This window comes from Bacillota bacterium (genome assembly GCA_040755295.1).
Lineage (GTDB): Bacteria > Bacillota > Desulfotomaculia > Desulfotomaculales > Ammonificaceae > SURF-55.
The window spans coordinates 1-4,020 of sequence record JBFMBK010000029.1; the positions used below are offsets into that span (position 1 = coordinate 1).

The 4,020-nt window shown below is 52.3% G+C and carries 4 protein-coding genes; all 4 read right to left on the minus strand.

Annotated elements, in window-relative coordinates; all coding sequences use genetic code 11:
* Positions 1-12: 12 nt before the first annotated feature.
* The 4 genes from AB1500_13020 to AB1500_13035 all read right to left on the minus strand — a co-directional run bounded on the left by AB1500_13020 (position 13) and on the right by AB1500_13035 (position 3,720).
* The gene (locus AB1500_13020) at positions 13-1,161 is read right to left on the minus strand and encodes a reverse transcriptase domain-containing protein (protein MEW6184068.1); all 1,149 of its coding nucleotides are present in this window, start codon (positions 1,159-1,161) and stop codon (positions 13-15) included.
* Positions 1,137-1,475, minus strand: a complete 339-nt coding sequence (gene avd, locus AB1500_13025; protein MEW6184069.1) for a diversity-generating retroelement protein Avd — start codon at positions 1,473-1,475, stop codon at positions 1,137-1,139. Before avd ends, AB1500_13020 begins: the two co-directional genes overlap by 25 nt.
* On the minus strand, positions 1,472-1,909 hold the full coding sequence (locus AB1500_13030; protein ID MEW6184070.1) for an HRDC domain-containing protein: 438 nt from the start codon (positions 1,907-1,909) through the stop codon (positions 1,472-1,474). The genes avd and AB1500_13030 overlap by 4 nt, the downstream gene beginning before the upstream one ends.
* A 71-nt stretch (positions 1,910-1,980) precedes the next feature.
* Entirely contained in the window at positions 1,981-3,720 is a 1,740-nt protein-coding gene (locus AB1500_13035; protein MEW6184071.1) for an SUMF1/EgtB/PvdO family nonheme iron enzyme, read from the minus strand.
* Positions 3,721-4,020: the final 300 nt, after the last annotated feature.

A 4,020-nucleotide genomic window follows, 5' to 3' on the forward strand; every position in this document is an offset into this window, starting at 1 on the left:
TGCGCCGTACGCTCAAAGCGCGCCTGTGCTCACGAGGCGGAAGCCCAGGTTGTTGTTCCTGTTGTCCGGCGAGTTGTTGTCGCGATTGGATGAACGCAGGTTGTCCGCATTATTGTTCCAGCTTCCGCCGCGATTCACGCGGTTCGACCCCGTTTTATGACGCTTTCCCCAGAGTGTCCTTCTTAACGAAAGCGTATCACAAGATGTGACATATCCCAGAAGGCTTTCCATGCTTCTACCGTAGCGTGATTCATCGATTAATCCCTTCCTCAGCAAGTACTCGTTTCTTTTTATTTTTCCAAGGGTACGCTTGAGGTTTTCTTTTTTTATTCTGACAAGCGACGGAAATATCCTTCTGCCGAGAAATCCGAGCCCGTTCAACGACGAATTGAGGCAGCAAGCCTTTTCTTTCAACGAAAGCCCAAGCTGTGTTGAAAGATACGCGGCAACGTCCGCCAGTGTTTGTCTCAATCGGTCTTTAGCGTTAGCGAACACGACGAAATCGTCCATGTACCGCAGGTAATACCGCGCATTTATCGTCTCCTTCATCCAATGGTCGAAACCGTCAAGGTAAACGTTTGCGAGAAACTGGCTTGTCAGGTTGCCGATGGGCAGTCCCTTCCCCGCAGGAGCGCCGTTTCGAAGAATCCGTTCAGTCACTTCAAGAATGCTGGCGTCTTTTATCTTTTTCCGTATTCTGTCTATAAGGATAGCTATGTCCACGCTGGGGAAGTATTTCGAAATATCGCACTTCAGATACCAGTGGTTTTTCCTCAAGAAAGCCTGCGCGCGGCTGACGGCGGCATGGGTACCTTTGCCTTTTCGCGTGGCGTACGAATCGAAGATGAAGACCCGCTCAAATACAGGTTCCAGCACATTCACCAGAGCGTGGTGGACCACCCGGTCTCGGAAGGGGGCGACGGAAATGTTCCGCTCTTTTGGTTCGTAAATGGTAAAGTACGAATACGGAGCGGGCACGTACGCACCCGCGGTCAATTCGCGCTCAAGTTCCAGAAGTTCATGTTCCAGGTTGAACATAAAACGCAGCGCCTCGAAACTGCCCGGACTCCCTTTTACCGCTTTCCTCGCGGCCTTGTACAGGTTTTCAAAGGACGCGAACGCAGTATACAGATTTCCTATCCGCCGCATTGCTTTATCCATCCGCCGACCATCCTGCCGGACTCGTCCAACTCTCCCGAGATAAAACGATACTGACGTTCGGAAATATACCGGCGTTCAAACGATAAACGATAAAAAACCCGCAATTTTTCCATATATATATTGATCTTTTTCAATATATATACCCGTTCTTTGGTATATATAGCCTCGATAATATACTCCAGTATATCCAGGGCCATATCATAGAGCCGGCCGGTCAGCGAAAACCGTACGTTTTTCGGAAATTTTTCGCCCGTATCGAGAATCCAGTCCAGGGTTTTATACCATTTTACGAACAGGGGGTAATCTTCATTCATACGGGTTTCTCATAAAAGGCCTTGATTAGTGAAACCACTTCCTCGCCATAATCCCCTAATTTTTTCTTCCCGAATCCATCGATGTTTTTCAGCGCTTCCAAAGTTTTAGGGGCCTGTTTTACCAGGGCCTTCAACTGGCTATTATTGCAGATTACATAGACCGGAAAGCCCTTCTGCTCGGCCTTTTCCTTTCTCCAGGCTCTCAATTGGTCGAAAAGCATCTTTTCCGCTTCACTAAGGCCTTCCATTTCCGGTTCCAGGCCGGCCGGCACCTCGTATTCAATAAATATTGTCCAGTACGTGCCGTTCGTCGTGGAAAAAAAGTGGGCTTGATAGTTCCTGATGATTTTATTAATGACGAAATGAGTGAAATCATCTTCAATAAAGCATTTTCTACCCTCATCGAAGGGTATAGTAACTATTCTGAACAGCATTTATAGCATTACCGCCAGCCGCCGCTGGCCGGCGGCCCTCCAAAAGGTAAAAATTTAAAAACCCTAAAAGGTTATTTGGTCCTCACGAGGCGGAAGCCCAGGAGGTTGACCCTGCTGCCCGGCGAGACGCCGCGAACGGAAGAACGCAGGTCGCCCGCACCACTGTACCAGCCCCCGCCGCGAGCCACGCGGTACGAGTCTGCATAAGGGCCCGCGGGGTCTGTCTGGCTCGAAGCTGTGTAGCTCCCATACCAGTCGTAAGCCCACTCCCACACGTTGCCGCTTAAGTCGTACAACCCCAGCTCGTTGGGCATCTTCTGCCCCACCGGATGCGTTTTTCCTCCCGAATTATTCCAATACCACCCCACACCACCGGCACTATTGCTCCCGGAATAGGCGTAGCCCCGGCTCTCCTGCCCGCCCCGGGCCGCATACTCCCACTCCGCCTCAGTCGGCAGCCGGTACCCGTCCGCCGAAAAGTCACACCGTATGCTCGCTCCGCTGCCGCTGTAACACGCAGTAAGCCCTTCCTGCCGGCTTAAGCGGTTGCAGTACTCGACCGCCTCATTCCAGCTCACATTCTCAACCGGCAGAGTGTCGCCCTTAAAAAAGGACGGATTACTCCCCATCACCGCCCGCCATTGCGCCTGGGTTACTTCATACTTACTCATGTAGAAATCCCGGGTTATCCGCACCGTATGCACCGGCTTCTCGTCCGAGCCACCGTCGTTGGAGCCCATCTGGAAGGTGCCCGCCTCAACCAGTACAAAACCTTCCGGTGCCTTGGGACGTTCCACGTAGCTGAAGGCCACCTGGATGGTCCGGTCTTTCTCAACGGCCACGCTTCGCTCCTCACGCTGTCCGTTCTCGTAGCGCATCTCCAGGCTGTGAATGCCTGCCTCCAGATCGGCAATCCGGGCCGTGCCTCCGGCCGGGACGCGCACCTGCTGAGTCCCGTCCAGGTAGAGCGTACCGGCCGTCCTTACCCCGATCTCTACACTGCCGTAGGCTTTCTCCACGGTAACGGTCGGCCTGCGTTCCGCTTCCACTGTGCTCGTTACTCGCCCGCCTGCTGCGGCAAAGTAAAAGCCGCCCGTAAGGGAGGAGGAAGACCAGGGAACCTGTTCATTGCCGGTGGCCGCAACAACATCAGCCCGCACCCTCTTAAGCATGGCTTCGACTTCTATTCCAGGTGTGTTGATATGCCGCAGCAGGGCTCCGGTAAATACCCCGTTCCTGCCCCGCCCTTCAGCCGCGACCGACCCCGGTGCAGTGGCATAAACCACCAGAGACCCACGCGGCGCTTCCACCACGGCCAGGCCCCGGCTTTCGGTGCGGAAACTCCTTTTGAACGGATTGTCCCGGCAGGCATCAAGAATAACAATGTTGGTACTGTTGCCGGCGCTCTCCATCTTGCTCAAGATTAGACCCGCATCAATCGAGACAAAACGAATTTCATCCTCGGCTTTAATCTCAGCATCCACCGGAATAAGGTAATTCCGACCGCCAACCTGGATCCCATGTCCACCATAGTAAAAGAGGCCTACGCCGCCGCGGACAAGCTCATTCCCAAAATCACGGATCGCATCAAACATCTCCTTATAAGAACAGTTTATTTTCGTTGTAACCGAAAATCCCAAATCACGAAGCGCCCGTGCCATATCCTGGGCATCATTTACCGGATTCGCTAAGGGGGAGGTCTTGTAGTCCGCATTCCCAATGACCAGCGCTGTCCGCAGCTCAGAGCTCTGCGTATAAATAAAAGACACCCCTAAAAAACACATGACCAAAGCCAACACTTTCTTTTTCATGGTTCTCGGCTCCTTATCCTTCTTTTTATTCGACCGCCTTACCCGACTCCAAAACTTCGCATACAAAGAAACTTTTTCATACTTTATTCACCGGCTATTGGTTCTTTAAATTATACTTAAGGAAGAAAAGTAACGCAAATATTTTTTCTCTACCCAATATACCTGCCCAAGCTTCTCGTCCCCGTCGGGGGCTACCCGTCTTTACAGCCCAAGGTTATCAGCCGCGGAATCACACGGAATGATACGGAAGGCTGCAACCATTAATACTTTTTCCGCGTATTTCCGCGGGTTCCGTGGCCA